Source organism: Nocardia sp. bgisy134 (assembly GCF_057708325.1).
Map to the genome: position 1 here is coordinate 215464 of NZ_JBYIRW010000007.1, position 17249 is coordinate 232712.

At 68.7% G+C, this 17249-nt stretch carries 14 protein-coding genes; 4 read left to right on the top strand and 10 right to left on the bottom strand.

What is annotated here, in order from left to right; all coding sequences use genetic code 11:
• Positions 1–200: 200 nt before the first annotated feature.
• Together AC3ERS_RS15145 and hpf are read left to right on the top strand one after the other, a co-directional pair.
• Complete coding sequence (locus AC3ERS_RS15145; protein WP_431967807.1) at positions 201–845, top strand: ComF family protein; 645 nt, start codon at positions 201–203, stop codon at positions 843–845.
• Positions 846–1155: 310 nt separating this feature from the next.
• Complete coding sequence (gene hpf, locus AC3ERS_RS15150; RefSeq protein WP_431967989.1) at positions 1156–1845, top strand: ribosome hibernation-promoting factor, HPF/YfiA family; 690 nt, start codon at positions 1156–1158, stop codon at positions 1843–1845.
• On the opposite strand, the gene AC3ERS_RS15155 is transcribed toward hpf, so the two are convergent.
• From AC3ERS_RS15155 to AC3ERS_RS15170, 4 genes are all read right to left on the bottom strand, one after another.
• Positions 1832–2995 (bottom strand): MAB_1171c family putative transporter, encoded by a 1164-nt coding sequence (locus AC3ERS_RS15155; RefSeq protein ID WP_431967809.1) that lies wholly within the window; start codon positions 2993–2995, stop codon positions 1832–1834. The two genes, hpf and AC3ERS_RS15155, sit on opposite strands and share 14 nt — an antisense overlap.
• Positions 2992–3516 carry a hypothetical protein gene (locus tag AC3ERS_RS15160; protein ID WP_431967811.1) on the bottom strand — a complete coding sequence of 175 codons (525 nt, stop codon included), beginning with the start codon at positions 3514–3516 and terminating at the stop codon, positions 2992–2994. Before AC3ERS_RS15160 ends, AC3ERS_RS15155 begins: the two co-directional genes overlap by 4 nt.
• A gap of 114 nt (positions 3517–3630) precedes the next feature.
• Entirely contained in the window at positions 3631–4065 is a 435-nt protein-coding gene (locus tag AC3ERS_RS15165) for a hypothetical protein (RefSeq protein ID WP_431967813.1), read from the bottom strand.
• 10 nt (positions 4066–4075) lie between these two features.
• Positions 4076–4777, bottom strand: coding sequence for a helix-turn-helix domain-containing protein (locus AC3ERS_RS15170; RefSeq protein WP_431967815.1), 702 nt, complete (start codon positions 4775–4777; stop codon positions 4076–4078).
• Between the two features lie 390 nt (positions 4778–5167).
• On the opposite strand from AC3ERS_RS15170, the gene AC3ERS_RS15175 reads away from it, so the two are divergent.
• On the top strand, positions 5168–6460 hold the full coding sequence (locus AC3ERS_RS15175) for an acetyl-CoA C-acyltransferase (protein ID WP_431967817.1): 1293 nt from the start codon (positions 5168–5170) through the stop codon (positions 6458–6460).
• A 64-nt stretch (positions 6461–6524) separates the two neighbouring features.
• Here AC3ERS_RS15175 and bluB read toward each other — a convergent pair whose 3' ends face one another.
• The 6 genes from bluB to AC3ERS_RS15205 form a co-directional block, all read right to left on the bottom strand.
• Positions 6525–7199: a 5,6-dimethylbenzimidazole synthase gene (gene bluB, locus AC3ERS_RS15180; protein ID WP_431967992.1), complete on the bottom strand. Its 675-nt coding sequence runs from the start codon at positions 7197–7199 to the stop codon at positions 6525–6527.
• A gap of 132 nt (positions 7200–7331) precedes the next feature.
• The gene (locus tag AC3ERS_RS15185; protein ID WP_431967819.1) at positions 7332–8606 is read right to left on the bottom strand and encodes a fatty acid desaturase family protein; all 1275 of its coding nucleotides are present in this window, start codon (positions 8604–8606) and stop codon (positions 7332–7334) included.
• Positions 8607–8694: 88 nt separating this feature from the next.
• Positions 8695–10134, bottom strand: coding sequence for a fatty acid desaturase (locus tag AC3ERS_RS15190; protein ID WP_431967821.1), 1440 nt, complete (start codon positions 10132–10134; stop codon positions 8695–8697).
• Positions 10135–10295: 161 nt separating this feature from the next.
• The gene (locus AC3ERS_RS15195; RefSeq protein WP_431967823.1) at positions 10296–11432 is read right to left on the bottom strand and encodes a ferredoxin reductase; all 1137 of its coding nucleotides are present in this window, start codon (positions 11430–11432) and stop codon (positions 10296–10298) included.
• A gap of 214 nt (positions 11433–11646) precedes the next feature.
• Positions 11647–12198 (bottom strand): DUF6912 family protein, encoded by a 552-nt coding sequence (locus tag AC3ERS_RS15200; RefSeq protein WP_431967994.1) that lies wholly within the window; start codon positions 12196–12198, stop codon positions 11647–11649.
• A 10-nt stretch (positions 12199–12208) separates the two neighbouring features.
• A complete protein-coding gene (locus AC3ERS_RS15205) occupies positions 12209–13630 on the bottom strand; it encodes a WS/DGAT/MGAT family O-acyltransferase (RefSeq protein WP_431967825.1) in 1422 nt (473 codons plus the stop codon).
• Between the two features lie 647 nt (positions 13631–14277).
• On the opposite strand from AC3ERS_RS15205, the gene secA reads away from it, so the two are divergent.
• Positions 14278–17121, top strand: coding sequence for a preprotein translocase subunit SecA (gene secA / locus AC3ERS_RS15210; protein ID WP_431967827.1), 2844 nt, complete (start codon positions 14278–14280; stop codon positions 17119–17121).
• Positions 17122–17249 lie beyond the last annotated feature (128 nt).

Consider the following 17249-nt stretch of genomic DNA (forward strand, 5'->3'; position numbering starts at 1 on the left):
AATTCGCACTCCACGAGGTAGCCCTCGCGAATCCGCTGGCGCTCGCATTCGCACTCGTTGCGGTAGCTGGACGGCTACGCAGTGGCCGATGGCGGAAGCCCTTGTGCCACAGGTCATGTCTGCTAGCAGACCGCTGTAGGGTTCCGGCCGTCGCGTTCCGGCCGCTCGGATCTGTCGGTGGACGCGGGCACACTCTGGCGATGCGAACACTGCTGGACTTGGTGCTGCCCGCCGCGTGCGCGGGCTGCGGCGCGGCGGGCGTCGGATGGTGCCCCGACTGCGCGGCGGCGCTGACCAACGGTCCGACGCGGGTGCGTCCGCGTGCCGATCCGGGTGTGCCGTGCTGGGCGCTCGCCCCGTACGCCGGGCCCGCGCGCCGAGCGGTGCTCGCCGTCAAGGAACGCGGCAGGCGCGATCTGACCGGGCCGCTCGGGCTGGCGATGGCGCGCGGGCTGGCCCAGTTGCGGGCGCCCGATCGACCCCTGATGCTGGTTCCGGCGCCCAGTCGCGGCGGCTCCGCGCGGCGGCGCGGCGGGGACCCGGTGCTGCGGACCGCGCGCGCCGCCGCGGGATGGCTACCCGATTGCCGGATGGTGCCGATGTTGCGGGTGTGGTGGGGTGTGCGCGATTCGGTGGGCTTGACACCCGGTGAGCGCCAACACAATCTGCGAGGCCGGATATCGATGCGGCACGGGCCACTCGCAAGGCTCGGCGATACCGGGAACGCCGAGGTCGTCGTGGTCGACGACGTGCTGACGACCGGTGCGACGGCCCGCGAATCGGTGTGTGCGCTAGGGCGGGCGGGAGTCGAAACAAGTGCCGTCCTGGTGACGTGTTCGGCTTGACTCCGGGAAATTTGCGTGAACACTGGCGGACCGCCCGTTGGCGTACTACCGTCGCGATCACACACCCGAACCGAGAGTTTGGAGGTGGCGCCTCGGACAACTTCGTGTCGCGCGATTCCCCGGTGTGAGCCAAGCCCGAAGGCGTCAGACTGTCTGACAACGAACGGGCTCTCGCGCACCTATGAAACCCGGATTTCGCACGGCACGGCTCAATCCCGCCGCACGGGAAATCGGTCCGTGCGGCCAGATCCGGGAGGTACGCGTGACGACTTCTTCACGTCCTTCAGTGAAAGACGCAGATCCTTCGGTGCTGGATACCGGCGCCTTGGATGCGACAGAGCAACCCGCAGCGGACCAACCACGGGCCAATCGCGCCGACATCGTGGTGAAAGGCCGCAACGTCGAGGTTCCCGATCATTACCGAATCTATGTCGCGGACAAACTCTCCCGTCTCGAACGCTTCGATCCGTCGATCTTCCTCTTCGACGTCGAGCTGTTCCACGAACGCAACCGTCGTCAGCGCAAGGCCTGCCAGCGCGTCGAGATCACCGCACGCGGCAAGGGCCCGGTCGTCCGGGCGGAGGCCTGCGCGGACAGCTTCTACGCCGCCTTCGAGTCGGTGACCGCCAAGCTGGAGAGCCGACTGCGTCGCACCAAGGATCGGCGCCGGGTCCACTACGGGGAGAAGACCCCTGTCTCGGTCGCCGAGGCCACCGCCGACTTGGTCGACGATTCGCTGTTCACGTTGGCGAACAGCGTTTCCGCGGTGCACGAGCACCCCGGTGAGCGCGCCGAACAGGAACCCGAGTACGAGGCCGGTCCAGGCCACATCGTGCGGACCAAAGTGCATACCGCGACTCCGATGACCGTCGACGACGCCCTGTACCAGATGGAGCTCGTCGGTCACGACTTCTTCCTGTTCCAAGACAAAGAGACCGATCGACCGTCGGTCGTCTATCGTCGTCACGCTTTCGACTACGGCCTGATCAGGCTCGCATAGCCAAGCGCCGAAACCGTCCGGCCGACGCCCAGGAGGGCGTCGGCCGTTTCGTCTCCGCGTCGACCGCGGCGCGCGCGGCAGGCCACGCGCGGGCCAGCTCCAGCAGCTGTCGCAGCTCGGAATCGAGGTCGCGGGACTCGGGCACGCCGGTACGGGGCGCGGCGTGCACGGGACCACGGCCCTCGGCCTTGGCTTGGATCGCGTACGCGATCCGCACCGCGTAGCGGTGCACCGGTCCGGCCGCCGCGGGTATCGGAAGGTCGTGTGGCGCATACCTGTTCAGGTGCAGCAGCGCGTCACGGATCTCGACGGTCATCCGGATCAGCCGGACCTCGGGCTCGTCGTGTCCGGTGGACGCGGGATCGAGCACGATCTCCGGCACCGCGCCGGTCACGTCCGTCCAGAGCGGGCCGAGCCGACGGCAACAGCGCCGGGCCCGATCCCAGCCCGCGCGTGTTGCCAGCACATCGAACAGCGGCACGGCGAGCAACGCGGCGGTGAGCACGATGACGGTGCTGTTCGGCCACGCCCAGCGGATCAGATCCGGATCCTCGATCGGCACCCAGTCGCCGAACAACAGCGCCGCGAACGGCAGTCCGCACGCGCCGACGGCCAACGCCGTGAGCAGCGCGCCGAAGACGAGCCGCTCCCGGCGGGTGGTGTCCGCTCTGACCAGTTCGCGGTACAGAACCTGGCCCATCCGGCGGCCGCACGCGATCGCGGGCAGGCAGAACGCCAGCGCGGAGGCCGCCGACCACATGTCAGGCGTCCCGCCGAGCAGCGTGCCCTGCTCCCTGGCCGGCGTGCCGACGATCAGGATGACGGCGGCGCAGGCGGCGGCGAACAGGTTGTAGCGGCGCTGGCGCCGCCACGCGCCGTTGGGGTCGGCGCCTGCCCACAGCGTCGCCGCGCCGTAGGCGCTCATGACCGCGAAGAGCATGCAGCCCATGGAGAGTTGGTGCATCAAGCTGCCGAACCGCGGCGCGATCCCGCGCTCCAGCAGCAGCATCCCGGCGCCCGCCCACGCCAGCGCCCGGTTGAGCAGCCGATCGGTGACGGTCTGGTGCAGCAGCGCCCATCGGCCGAGCGCCACCACGGCGACGAACCCGATCAGCGGAGCCGCGATGACGCCGGGAATGGGCGAGTTCACCTGCGTCGGTCGCGGAAGAACGTGCGGTGCAACAGGGAATCGCGGCGCGGCGGGCGCATCGCCTGCAGCATCACCATGTCGGCGAAGGTCTCGGCGTCGCGTTCCCTGCTGGTGCCGTAGTCGGTGCGACCGAGCACGTGCGCAATGGATTCCGGCGAGATCGATGGCAGCAGTTCGGCCACGGCAGCGAGGGTGTGCGCGGTCCGGTCGCTCGGCGGCGGCTCCGATTCCGGGCCGTGCCCGAGCAGCATGTGCCCGAGTTCGTGAGCGATGATGTGCTCGGCGTGCCACTCGGTGGTGTCGGCGCCGTACACGATGACATCGCTGTCCCGCTTGGCGATCCACAATCCGCTGCCCGTGCCGCAGCCCGCGCCCGCGAGCACCGCGGTGTCCACCGGCTGCAACGTGATCGGGCGGTCACGGAACTCGGCGACGGCATCGAGATAGGTATTCAAATTCCATGGATGCGGTATCGGTACGTTGCGGGAAAGCTCCCGGAACCGGGTGTCCATACCGGCCATGCGATGCGATCTCCTACAGCAGTTCCGCGGTCCCGCCCCGTGTAGCTGAAGATGGTACCCAGGATGGTGCGCCGTGGGCGACCCCGCGGTAGGCGCCTGCCTTCCGATGACGGGTCAGCGCGGCAGATCGCTCGATTCGGCGGCGTCCTCGGTGTCGCGGATCAGCCGGGCGAGCATGGCCCGGTCCACATCGGAGCCGCGCAGCGCGATGCTGGCGACATTGGCGTCGCGCATGGTGGCCAGCAGTTCGAGTTCCCTGTCGATGCTCGCGGCGGCCTGCCCCGTGGTGGTCAGATACCGGGGCGCGACGCCGAAGCAGGAGGCGATCGCCGCGAGGATCTCGAATTCGACTGCCGCGCCGTCGTGTTCGTCGTCGAAGCGGCCGTCGCGCAGCTGTTCGAGATAACCGGCGGCCACCGCTCGCTGCAGCTGGCCGCTGACCTGTTCGGCGACGGATTCGGTGCTGCGTTCCGGCGCGGAGCGCGGGTGCATCACCGCGAAGAGTCTGTTGATCTTGTGGCTCAGCGGTAGCCGCGTGGCCTCGGTCATCTCGATCACCTCAGTGCTTGCCGTTGCGATTCGGCGCGGTTGTGCTGTTGGCCGCCAGCCATCTGGCCCGGAACTGAGCTTCGGTACCGGCGCTCACATTTTCGCTGCGGCCTGCCAGCCAGCGTCGATAGCGGCGTTCTTCGAGTTCGGTCGCGTCGTCGGCGTCGGCGGGGACCTCGAGCAGGTGCGCGAACGCCATCTCCACCAGCGGGTGCAGCTGGCGGCCTGGTCCGCCGTTGCGCTCCAGCATGACGGTGGCGTACCGGGCCGAGAGCCGGGACACCACGCGGTTCAGGTCCGAGATCGCCTCCACCACGGCGGGTTCGGTGGTCTGGCCGCGTTCCACGGCGTCGGTGAGGCGGCCGGTGGCGGCGAGCAGGCCGGTGAGGTCGGAGATGTCGAACCGGATCGAGGTCGGGCCCGCGACGATCGACTCGTCGCCGGAGCGCTCGCCCCCTACTTCCTTCGGCGCGGGCGCGCCGCCCGCGTAGGCGCGCGCCGCACTGCCGGGCAGCCAGCGCAGCGGCGCGTCCAGCTTGTTCAGCGTGTGGGTGCTGATCGCCGCGTCGCCGTCCTCGATCTTTCGGATCGTCGGCGCGGAGGGCCCACCCAGATCGCCGATCTGCAGCTGCGTGAGGCCGAGCTCGTCTCGGCGTTCCTTGATGATTCGGCCGAAGCGCTTCTGCCGCGACAGCTCCGAAGGGCTTCTCATAGTGGGCGCCATAGTATGCCGAACTAGTACCGGATGACAACTTCATAGAAAAGATTTGAAAAATCAGTGGAAAGAACGCTACTGTTCTTTCTGCGCCGGATGCGCGGTGCCGGCACCGACGCGGTTCCGGGACGAGCAGGGGCGTTCGACGGGACGGCGCCCCAGCCTGCGGCGCAACGGCGCGCCGCAGGCCGGCTCAGCGGCATCTGGAGGGGATCGCTGAGCCGCCTGGGGCTTCGCCCGCCGTGGTGCGGGACCGAATCGGGGTCGAGGGGGGCGGAAAGCCTGCCCGCCCGGAGGGGTGCGGGGAGGCGTTTTCCCGTCCGTGACGTGGACCGAGAACTTACTTCAGAGTAAGTTTGTGGTGTACGTCTCTGGAAAGGAATTCGCATGGCTTCCGACGCCGCTCGCCGTGCCGTAGTCGTGTCCGGTGCGCGCACCCCGTTCGTGCGGGCGTTCACCGACTTCACCCGAATGGACTCCATCGCGCTGGCCGACGCCGCCGTCCACGGTCTGCTCGAGCGCACCGGGCTGCCCGGCGCGCAGGTGCAGGCCATCGTCTGGGGCGGGGTGATCCTGCCGAGCGCCGCGCCCAACATCGCCAGGGAGATCGCCCTCGACCTGCGCCTCGACCCGGGCTGTGAGGGCTACACCGTCACCAGGGCGTGCGCGTCGGGTCTGCAGGCGGTGACCGCCGCCGCGGCCGCGATCGAGCGCGGCGAATACGACATCATGATCGCGGGCGGCAGCGATTCCACCAGCAACGCCGAGGTGAAGCTGCCGCAGAAACTGGTGCACGCCGGCGCCCCGCTCGCGCTCGGCAAGCCGAAGCTGAAGGACTACCTTTCGGCGGCAGCGCAATTGGCGCCGTTCACCGACATCCTGCCCAGCAGGCCGAAGATCGCCGAGCGCACCACCGGCGAGGTGATGGGCGAGTCGGCGGAGAAGATGGCCCGCATCCACGGCATCGGCCGGGCCGAGCAGGACGAGTTCGCGGCCCGCTCGCACCAGCGCGCCGCGGCGGCCATCGCGTCCCGGCGCTTCGACGACGAGGTGCTGCGGGTGCGCACGCCCGACGGCGCCGACATCGAGCGCGACGGGCTGGTCCGCGCCGACACCAGCGTGGCGAAACTGGCCAAGCTGAAGCCGGTGTTCGCCGAGGACGGCACCGTCACCGCGGGCAACGCCAGCCCGCTCACCGACGGCGCCGCCGCGGTCCTGCTGATGAGCGAGCAGAAGGCGCGCGAGCTCGGCTACCGGCCGCTCGCCGCGTTCCGCTCCTGGAGCTACGTCAGCGTCGATCCCACCGACCAGGTGCTCATCGGCCCCGCGATCTCGATGCCGCGCGCGCTCGACAAGGCCGGAATGGCGCTGTCGGACATCGACTTCGTCGACATCCACGAGGCCTTCGCCGCCCAGACCCTCTCGGTGCTCAGCGCACTCGCCAGCGACGAATGGGCCAAGAAGAAACTGGACAGGGACACCGCGGTCGGCGAGGTCGACATCGACCAACTCAACGTGCACGGCGGGTCGGTCTCCCTCGGCCACCCCTTCGGCGCGACCGGCGCCCGCATGGTCACCACCATGGCCAACGAACTCGCCCGCACCGGAAAGAACGCCGCCCTGCTCGGCATCTGCGCGGCGGGCGGCATCGGCGCGTCGGCGGTGCTCGAACGGGTCTGAGATTGGCGCGGTTGCCCTGGAAGTGGCTGGGGTGCCCGCGCACATCGTGTCGCGTGGGGGTTCGTCAGGTTGTGGCGGAATCCATCGCCGGGCCCGCTGCCGGGGGTTCGGCGGAGAGGCGCCCGCCGAAGGTCTCTCGGTGCACGGCTTCCGACAACGGGCGTCCGGTGCGCCAGCCGAAGCGTTCCAGGTCTGGGACCGTTTGGAATTCGCGCACCGGGCCGACGCAAAGCCACGCGACGGGACGGATGTTCGGCGGCAGGCCGACCAGTTCGGCGAGGAACGCCGCATCGTAGAAGGACACCCAGCCCACGCCGATGCTCTCGGCGGTGGCGGCGAGCCACAGGTTCTGGATTGCGAGAACCGCCGAGTAGATACCGGTTTCGGGGACGGTGGCGCGGCCGAGCACCTGCGGCCCGCCGCGGTCGTGGTCGTAGCTGACGACGACGCCGGTGCCGCTCTCGACGATGCCCTCGATCTTGATCGGCTCGAAGGTCGCGGCCCGCTCGGGCGGCAGCGCGTCGCGGAACTCGACGCGCTTGTCCGCCACGTGTTCGGCGAAGCGGCGCAGCGTCGCCGGATCGCGCACCACGACGAAATCCCATGGCTGCGAATTGCCCACGCTGGGCGCCCGGTGCGCGGCATCGAGAATCCGCCACAGCGTGGCCTCGTCGACGGGCGCCCCGGTGAATTCGGCGCGCACGTCGCGGCGTAACCGGATGGCCTCGTAGACGCTCAGGCGATCAGCACTCACCGGGCCAGTCAACCAAAGCGGACCGGCGGGTCCACACCCGCCGGTCCGCTTTGTCGAAGGTTCGCTGATTCGCCGCGTCGATCGTTCGCGCGCTCACCGCGTTGCCGGTTCGTGCACTCACTGCGCCAGCGGGAGCGCGGGCTCCCGCCGTGCGGCGCGGCGCGTGATGCGCCGCTTGCCCTCGGCCAGTGCGGTGCGCAGGCCGCGCCGCTTGCCGGTGGCCGGGTCGATGGTGGCGAGGGTGTTGCCGCCGAACCTGCGCTCGGAGGAGGTCTCCGGGGCGTCGTCGGCCGTGTGGCGCAGGTACTTGTTCGGCAGCGCGAGTTTGAGAATCGTGCGCCACGACTTGAAGTACTGCACCGGCAGCGAGCCCGTGGTGTAGGGCAGGTCGTACTTGTCGCACAGCGCGCGCACCCGCCCCGCGATGTCGGCGTAGCGGTTGCTCGGCAGATCTGGGAACAGGTGGTGTTCGATCTGGTGGCTCAGGTTGCCGGTCATGAAGTGCATGATCGGACCGCCGGAAATGTTGGCGCTGCCCAGCATCTGGCGCAAGTACCACTCGGAGTGGGTCTCGCTGTCGATGTCGGCCTTGGTGAACTTCTCCGCACCGTCGGGGAAGTGGCCGCAGAAGATCACGGCGTTCGTCCACACGTTGCGGATCATGTTGGCGGCCAGGTTCGCGGTGAGCGTGGAGAAGAACAGCGGACCGGTGAGCGCCGGGAAGATCACGTAGTCCTTGAGCACCTGCTTGCCGACCTTGGTCAGCACCTCGCCCCGCTTGCGCTCGAACTCCGCGCGCTCGGGGGTGCCCTCCTTGTACCGGCCCGCGGCCAGCTTGCCGAGCTCGAGGTGCTGGATCGCGACGCCGTACTCGAAGAACAGCTGCAGGAGCAGGTTGTAGACCGGGTTGCCCAGATTGAACGGCTTCCAGCGCTGGTCGCGGGTGACCCGCAGCAGGCCGTAGCCGATGTCGTCGTCCATGCCGAGGACGTTGGTGTACTTGTGGTGCAGGTAGTTGTGGGTGTGCTTCCAGTGCTTGGACGGGCCGGTGTTGTCCCACTCCCATGAGCTGGAGTGGACCTCTGGATCGTTCATCCAGTCCCACTGCCCGTGCATGACGTTGTGCCCGATCTCCATGTTCTCGATGATCTTGGCGGTGCTGAGCAGGGCGACGCCCGCGAGCCAGGCGGGCGGTAGGAAACCGGCGTAGAGCACTGCGCGTCCGCTGATCTCCAGCGCGCGCTGCAGCCTGATGACATTGCGGATGTACCGCGCATCCGATTCACCGCGCGAGGATTCGATTTCCCGCCGGATCGCGTCGAATTCCGCGCCCAGCGCCTCCACATCCGCGGCGGTGAGGTGCGCGTACTCCTTGACATCCGAGATCGCCATGGCGGTTACAGTACCGTAAGTTACGACACCGTAAGTTTCTGGAACTGTGGCAAATCCCGCATTGCGTTCGTGACCGCCGAATGTTATATCAGGCGCGTCGCCAGCGCGCGCGGAAGCGCTTCTCTCGCACGGCCTTCCTCCGCAGCGCCGACCGCTCGGTGCGCGCCTTCTCCTGCAGGGCGATTTTGGCCTCGCGCAGCAGCTCCTTCTCGTGCTCGGCCTTCTCCTTCAGCGCCCGCTTGGCCTCGCGCAACACTTCTTTCTCGTGCCGCGCCTTCTCCTCGAGCACCACCTTCGCCTCGTGCAGCGCCGAGCGCAGCCCGCGCCGCTGCCCGGTCTCGGGATCGGTCAGCAGCCAGTTGTTGTCGGCCCAGCGCTCGGTGCTCGGCAGCGTGATGCCCGCGAACTTGCGTTCCGAGGAGGTCTCGGGGGCGTCATCGGCGGTGCGCTTGAGGAACCGGTCCGGCAGCGCCAGCTTGTGAATGGTGCGGAAGGCGAGCAGGTACTGCTTGGCCAGCGAGCCCGTGGTGTAGGGCAGGTCGTACTTGTCGCAGAGCTCGCGCACCCGTGCGGCGATCTCCGGGTACCGGTTGCTCGGCAGGTCCGGGAACAGGTGGTGCTCGATCTGGTAGCAGAGGTTGCCGCTCATGAAGGCCATCGCGGGCCCGGCCTTGAAGTTGGCGCTGCCCAGCATCTGGCGCAGGTACCACTCGGCGCCGGTCTCGTCCTCGAGCTGCTCGATGGTGAACTTCTCCGCGCCGTCGGGGAAGTGGCCGCAGAAGATCACCGCGTAGGCCCACAGGTTGCGCACCAGGTTGGCGGTGGCGTTGGCCTTCAGCGTCGACTTCCACGCGGGCCCGGTCAAGGCGGGGTACAGCACGAAATCCTTGGCCGCCTGGCGCGCGATCTTGCGGGCGAACTCCCGATTCGGCGCCGACAGCAGTTCCTGGCGCGGGACGCCGGACAGCTGCTTCTCGATGCTCCAGTCGTGCAGCGCGATGCCCCACTCGAAGGTGGCGGCCAGCAGCAGGTTGGCCAGCGGCTGCACCAAGTGGATCGGGCGCCACTCTTCGTCGCGGGTCATCCGCAGGATGCCGAAGCCGAGGTCCTCGTCCTTGCCGAGGACATTGGTGTAGGTGTGGTGGGAGTAGTTGTGCGCCCGCCGCCACTGCGACGACGGCCCGACCTGGTCCCACTCCCAGGTGCCCGAGTGGATTTCCGGATCGTTCATCCAGTCCCACTGCCCGTGGCTGACGTTGTGCCCGAGCTCCATGTTCTCGATGATCTTGGCGACCGAGAGCAACGCGGTGCCCGCGAGCCAGGCCCAGCGGTTGCGGCTGCCGAACAGCACCGCGCGCCCGGCGACCTCGAGGCCGCGCTGGGCCGCGATGGTGCGGCGGATGTATTTCGCGTCGCGTTCGCCACGGGAGAGTTCCACGGACCGGCGAATGCTGTCGAGTTCCTGCCCCAGGGTCTCGATATCGGCGGCCGTGAGGTGGGAGAACGTCTGGATATCGGTGATGGCCACCGGAGTCCCTTCTCTGCTCGACTTATGCGGTCGAGGGTACCTGCGTCTCAGGAGGTATGGATTCTGTCTGCAACGGGCCTGATCGCCTCAGTGGTGTCGGAGGTGTCCGAGGCGGGGCCCCGCGTGGTCACGCTGCGCTGCCTCCTCCGGGCCTGACCGCCTCAGACGTCGAGCGTGCAATCGCCCGCGGCGGCCGAGATACAGGTCTGCACCTTGTCGCCCTCGCGGCGCTCCTCGCCGTTGCGCAGATCCCGGGCGTGTCCGGAACTCAATGTCACCACACAGGTCTGGCAGATGCCCATCCGGCAGCCGAACGGCATCTGAACCCCGGCCGACTCACCCGCCTCCAGCAGGCTGGTCGCGCCGTCGACCTCGACGCTGCGGCCGGACTTGCCGAAGTTGACAATGCCGCCTTCGCCGATCGCCGAGCGCTCGATCTCGAACCGCTCCACGTGCAGCCGGTCGGCGATGCCCGCCCCGCGCCAGTGCTGTTCGATCTCGTCGAGCATGGCGGCGGGCCCGCAGGCCCAGGTGTCGCGTTCGCGCCAGTCCGGGAACTTCACGTCCAGATCGGTGAGCGCGAACTTGCCCTGCTCCCCGGTCAGGTGCAGATGCGACTCGAAGCTCGGGTGCCGGTCGTGCAGCGCGCGCAGTTCCTCGCCGAACATCACGTCCTCGGCGGTGCGCGCCGAATGCAGGTGCACCACGTCGGACACCAGGCCGCGCCGGTCCATCGCCCGCAGCATCGACATCACCGGGGTGATGCCGCTGCCGGCGGTGAGGAACAGCACCTTGGCAGGCGGCGGGTAGGGGAGCACGAAACCGCCCTGCGGCGCCTGCAACCGGACGACCGTGCCCGGCTTGACGCCGCCGACGATGTGGCTGGACAGGAATCCCTCGGGCATCGCCTTCACGGCGATCGAGATGACGCGCTTGCCGCCGTGCTCGGGGGCGCTCCAATCCGGAGGGCAGGTCAGTGAGTACGAACGCCAGTGCCAGCGGCCGTCCACCAGCAGGCCGATGCCGATGTACTGGCCCGGCTGGAACTTGAAGTCGAAGCCCCAGCCCGGCTTGATCACCAGGGTCGCCGAATCCGCGGTCTCCTTGCGCACGTCGACGATCCGCCCGCGCAGTTCGCGCGCCGACCACAGCGGGTTGGCCAGGTGCAGGTAATCGTCCGGCAGCAGCGGCGTGGTCACCCGGGCGACGGCCCCGCGCAACACGTTGAGCCGACCCCCCCGATCGGCGACGCTCGCCGCAGGCGCTTCGAGCCAATCGCGGACATTCTTGAAGACCATCGGTGCCGTTCGTCTTTCTGTCGAGGTGGCGGCCGCCGTCGGGGCCGCTCTCGGCCAGGTTACGGCATCGTAGGTTAGCGGGCAGCGGCGACCGCGCGCCCACTTTCCCGCCGCGGCCCCAACGCGAATGAACCCCGGCACCATCGAGCCTCGGCGCAATTCGGCCTCAGCGCAAGTGCGCCTCGCCACAAGCGGAGCTCAGCGCAAGTCGGCCTCAGAGCAATTCGAGCAGGAACGGCAGTTCCTGCGCGGCGTACCAGGCGAGCTGGTGGTCCTCGGCGTCGCCGAGCACGAATTCGGCGTCTGCGTCACCGAGATCGGCCGCGTCGATGACGTCCACCGCCTTGGCCACCTCGGGCTCGGCCTCGGCCAGGTCGACGTGGATCGAGGCGATCCGCGCGTAGCCGATCGGTCCCGCGAGCTTGACCACCGCGTCGTCGAGGTCGGGCCGCAGCTTGGCGCCGGTGACGTCCGCGGCGATCACGGCCCGCCGGTACACCGGACCGCCGGACGGCCGCGCGGCCACGGGTTCGCCGTCTTCGATGTCCTCGACGATCGCCTCGCGTTCGGCGGCGAGCAGGCGCAGCGAGGCGCGGGCCGCCTCGAGCATCGCGACCTCGGCCAGTTCCTCGTCGTCGCCGGAGGCGTAGGCCTCGCGCAGCGCGGGCGTGACCGCGAAAGCCGTGGCGCCGATCGGGAAGATCTCCCGCTCCTCGACCAGCGCGCGCAGCATCGGCACCGTCGCGGGCACGTACACCCGCAGGATGTTCTTCTGATCAGGCGCAGGCACCGAGCATCTCCTCCATGGACTCGTGCACCGCGGCGGCCAGCACCTCGATGTCGGCCATCGCGTCGCGGTCGGCGTTGAGTCCGTAGAAGACCCGTCCGTCGTAGGACGTGATCCCGATGCTCGAAGCCTGATTGCGCAGCAGCGGCGACACCGGATACATCTCCAGCATCCGCGCGCCGCCGATGTACATCGGCGTCTGCGGACCCGGCGCGTTGGTGATCACCAAGTTGAACGTGTGCTCTGCGAACGTACTCGCCGCCCGCACGCTCATCGCATGCAGGCTGGCCGGAGCGAACCCGGCCATGTGCACCAGCGTGCGCGCCCGCACCCCGCGCCTGGCCTTGCTGTTGGCCTCGGTGGCGTGCGCGATGTGCGAGAGCCGCATCACCGGATTGGGCTCGCCGACCGGCAGATCCAGCAGAAACGAGGACACCTCGCTGGCGGGTTCGAGCCGATCCCGGTCCGGGCCTTCGATGTACACCGACATCGGCACCACCGCGCGCAGCGTGGTCGACTCGATCAGCGCCTCGCCGCGGGACAGCAGCCAGCTGCGCAGCGCCCCGGTGACCACGGCGAGGATCGCGTCGTTGGTCGAGCAGTCGAAGCGGTGGCGGATCTTGCGGTAGTCCTCCAGATCGGTGCGCACCACGTCGAAGCGGCGGCTGCGCGAGGTGCGCGCGTTGAGCGGGCTGTCCGGCGCGCCGATGGCGGCGGTGCGGACCGCCGAGACGACCGAGTCGACCGCGCGGCCCGCCGCGCCGATCATCGCGAAGGCGTCCGCGCTCGCGTCGCGGGCCACCTCCAGCGCCTCGCGGGGCTGGGCCGCCAGATGGGTGAGCGCGCCGACCAGCAGTTCCACGTCGGTGGGTTCGCGCGGAGCGACCCAGGCGTCGTCGGCCAGACCGCGCGGCGACGGGCTGGCGTCCAGGATGACGTGCCCGATCTCCAGCGCGCCGACGCCGTCCACCAGCGCCGAGTGGGTCTTGGTGAAGATCGCGCTGCGGCCCTCGGTGAGCCCCTCGATCAGGTACATCTCCCACAGCGGTTTGCTCTGGTCGAGCGGCCGCGATGCCAGCCGTGCGACCAGGTCGTGCAGCTGTTCGTCGGTGCCCGGACTCGGCAGTGCGGAGCGGCGGATGTGATAGGTGATGTCGAAGCGGCTGTCCTCCACCCACACCGGTCTGCCGAGCGCGAACGGGATCTCGCGCACCTTGCGGCGGTAGCGCGGGACCAGCGAGAGCCTGCTCTCCACCAGGTCGACGAGCCGGTCGTAGTCGAGGGGCGATTCGCCGTCGAGGAGGCCGTCGCCGGTGTTGCGGACGATCGCGAGCGAGCCGATGTGGATCGGATTGCTGCTCGACTCGAGCCGATAGAACGCCGCGTCCTGTGGCGTCAAACGCGTGATCACGCTGCCCGGTGCTCCTTCCGATGCCGTGTCCCCGCCTCATTGTCGTTCGCGACAAGGAAAAGGTGGTGGATCCTGTGGCATATCCAGCGAAATCGGTACATATCTTTACCCCTGGCAACCCGCGTGGCAGGGTTGTCCGAGCTCGTTCGGGCGGGGTGGGGTTTCGATAGAGGTGGGGACTGCACAGTCGGCGACCGTCGCTTTCGCTCGCTCCGCATCAGGGGATCACGAGCCGCACTGCCCTTGCCGTCCCGCGCATATGCCGCTGCCACCGGCGCGTCGGACCCCTGTCATCGTATGGCACCGACCTTCGAAGCGGCTCGGCTCGAGCGTGATTCGCCCCCGGTTTGCGGCGCGACCGCCCGACGCCACGGCGCTGACCCGCGGATTCGCGCCCGCCGCGGGCGTCGCGCGGACCGCGAGGCGAGTACGGTGAGAAGCGACGCCCCGCGGCCGCCGCGGCGATGGCGCCGAGTACCTGCAGCCGGACGCGGTGCGTTCCGGGCCCCCGCACGTGGCCAGGGCGAACGCGGACGTCGCTAGCATGGTTGCAGCATTACCATGAGGCGTGCTGCGGATTCCGCCGTGCCCGGCGGAAGATGTGGGGGCCGACATTTGACACACCGACCAGAGGACTGACGAGACCCGTGCCTGCGCTGACACTGACGAGGTTGCTACGGATTGGTGAGGGTCGCACCGTCAAGCGGCTCGCTCATCTGGCCGACGAGGTCCTCGCGCTCGAAGCGGAGCACGAGCAGCTCACCGACGGCGAACTGCGCGCGAAGACCGACGAGTTCAAGCAGCGCTACGCCGACGGCGAGAGCCTCGACGACCTGCTGCTCGAGGCGTTCGCGGTGGCTCGCGAGGCGTCCTGGCGGGTGCTCAACCAGAAGCACTACAAGGTCCAGGTGATGGGCGGCGCCGCGCTGCACCTCGGCAACATCTCCGAGATGAAGACCGGTGAGGGCAAGACCCTGACCTGTGTGCTCCCCGCTTACCTCAACGCGCTGTCCGGCGACGGCGTGCACGTCGTCACCGTCAACGACTACCTGGCCAAGCGCGACGCCGAGTGGATGGGCCGCGTGCACCGCTTCCTCGGCCTCGAGGTCGGCGTCATCCTCGGCGGTATGAGCCCGGCCCAGCGCCGCGCCGCGTACAACGCCGACATCACCTACGGCACCAACAACGAGTTCGGCTTCGACTACCTGCGCGACAACATGACGCACTCGCTGGACGACCTGGTCCAGCGCGGGCACAACTTCGCCGTGGTCGACGAGGTCGACTCCATCCTCATCGACGAGGCCCGCACGCCGCTGATCATCTCCGGCCCGGCCGACGCCTCCTCGAAGTGGTACGCCGAGTTCGCGCGCATCGCGCCGCTGCTGAAGAAGGACCTGCACTACGAGGTCGACATCAAGAAGCGCACCATCGGCGTGCACGAGGCGGGCGTGGAGTTCGTCGAGGATCAGCTCGGCATCGACAACCTGTACGAGGCCGCCAACTCGCCGCTGGTCAGCTACCTGAACAACGCGGTCAAGGCCAAGGAGCTCTACCAGCGCGACAAGGACTACATCGTCCGCGACGGCGAGGTCATCATCGTCGACGAGTTCACCGGACGCATCCTGGTCGGCCGCCGCTACAACGAGGGCATGCACCAGGCGATCGAGGCCAAGGAAGGCGTCGAGATCCAGCCGGAGAACCAGACGCTGGCCACCATCACGCTGCAGAACTACTTCCGGCTCTACGACAAGCTCTCCGGCATGACCGGTACCGCCGAGACCGAGGCGGCCGAGCTGCACCAGATCTACGGCCTGGGTGTCGTCCCGATTCCGACGAACAGGCCGATGGTGCGCGCCGATCAGTCGGACCTGATCTACAAGACCGAAGAGTCCAAGTTCGCCGCCGTGGTCGACGACGTCACCGAGCGGCACGAGAAGGGCCAGCCGGTGCTGATCGGCACCACCAGCGTCGAGCGCTCGGAGTACCTGTCCAAGCAGTTCACCAAGCGCGGCATCCCGCACAACGTGCTGAACGCGAAGTTCCACGAGAAGGAAGCCGAGATCATCGCCGAGGCCGGTCGGCCCGGCGCGGTCACCGTCGCCACCAACATGGCGGGCCGCGGTACCGACATCGTGCTCGGCGGCAACCCGGACATCATCGCCGACATCCTGCTGCGCAAGCAGGGCTTGGACCCGGTCGACACGCAGGAGGAGTACGAGTCCGCCTGGCATCCGACCCTGGAGCAGGTCAAGCAGCAGACCGAGGAGGACGCCGAGGCGGTCCGCGACGCGGGTGGTCTGTACGTGCTCGGCACCGAGCGCCACGAGTCCCGGCGTATCGACAACCAGCTGCGCGGTCGCTCCGGCCGTCAGGGCGACCCGGGCGAGTCCCGCTTCTACCTGTCGCTGGGTGACGAGCTGATGCGGCGCTTCAACGGCGCGGCGCTCGAGGCGATCATGACGCGGCTCAACCTGCCCGACGACGTGCCGATCGAGGCCAAGATGGTCTCCAAGGCGATCAAGAGCGCGCAGACCCAGGTCGAGCAGCAGAACTTCGAGATCCGCAAGAACGTCCTCAAGTACGACGAGGTGATGAACCAGCAGCGCACCGTTATCTACGGCGAGCGCAACCAGATCCTGCGCGGGGAGGACATGGAGGGCCAGGTCCAGAACATGATCACCGACGTGATCTCCGCCTACGTGGACGGCGCCACCGCCGAGGGCTACGTGGAGGACTGGGATCTGGACAAGCTGTGGACCGCGCTGAAGACCCTCTACCCGGTCGGCGTCGACTACAAGGAGCTGACCGGTGAGACCGGCGTCGGCGAGGCGGGCGACCTGACTCGCGACGAGTTGCTCGACGCCCTCCTCGACGACTCGCACGACGCGTACGACAAGCGCGAGCAGGAGATCGACGGCCTGGCCGGCGAGGGTTCCATGCGCAATCTCGAACGGCAGGTGCTGCTTTCGGTGCTGGACCGCAAGTGGCGCGAGCACCTCTACGAGATGGACTACCTCAAGGAGGGCATCGGCCTGCGCGCCATGGCGCAGCGGGATCCGCTGGTCGAGTACCAGCGCGAGGGCTTCGACATGTTCTCGGCGATGCTCGACGGCCTGAAGGAGGAGTCGGTCGGCTTCCTGTTCAACCTTCAGGTCGAGGTGCAGCAGCCGCAGCCCGCGGGCGTCGCCGTCGACCCCGGCCTGCGCTCCCCGGTCGGCGCCATGTCCGGCGCCCCCGCCCCGCTCCCGACCGAGGAAGCCCCCGCCGCCAACGGCGCCCCGGCCGCCTTGCGCGCCAAGGGCATCGACGAGCGCACCACCCGCGGCTTCAGCTACTCGGGCCCGGACGAGCGCGGCGGCGCGGAAGTCCACAGCGACGCCGAGGAGTACGGCTCCGAAGCCGGCGCCCACTCCACTCGTCGCGAACGCCGCGAAGCGGCCCGCGCCGAAAGCAAGGGCAAGCGCGCTCCGAAGTCGCGTCGTCGGCACTGAGCGACCCGAACACCGAAGGCGCCCCGGGGTTTCCCGGGGCGCCTTCGCCCGTTTTCCGGCTCGACCTTGCTCATTCGATTCGGATTCTCGTAATCGGAGAGGCACTGCCTTCGGTGCCGTTCGTCAGG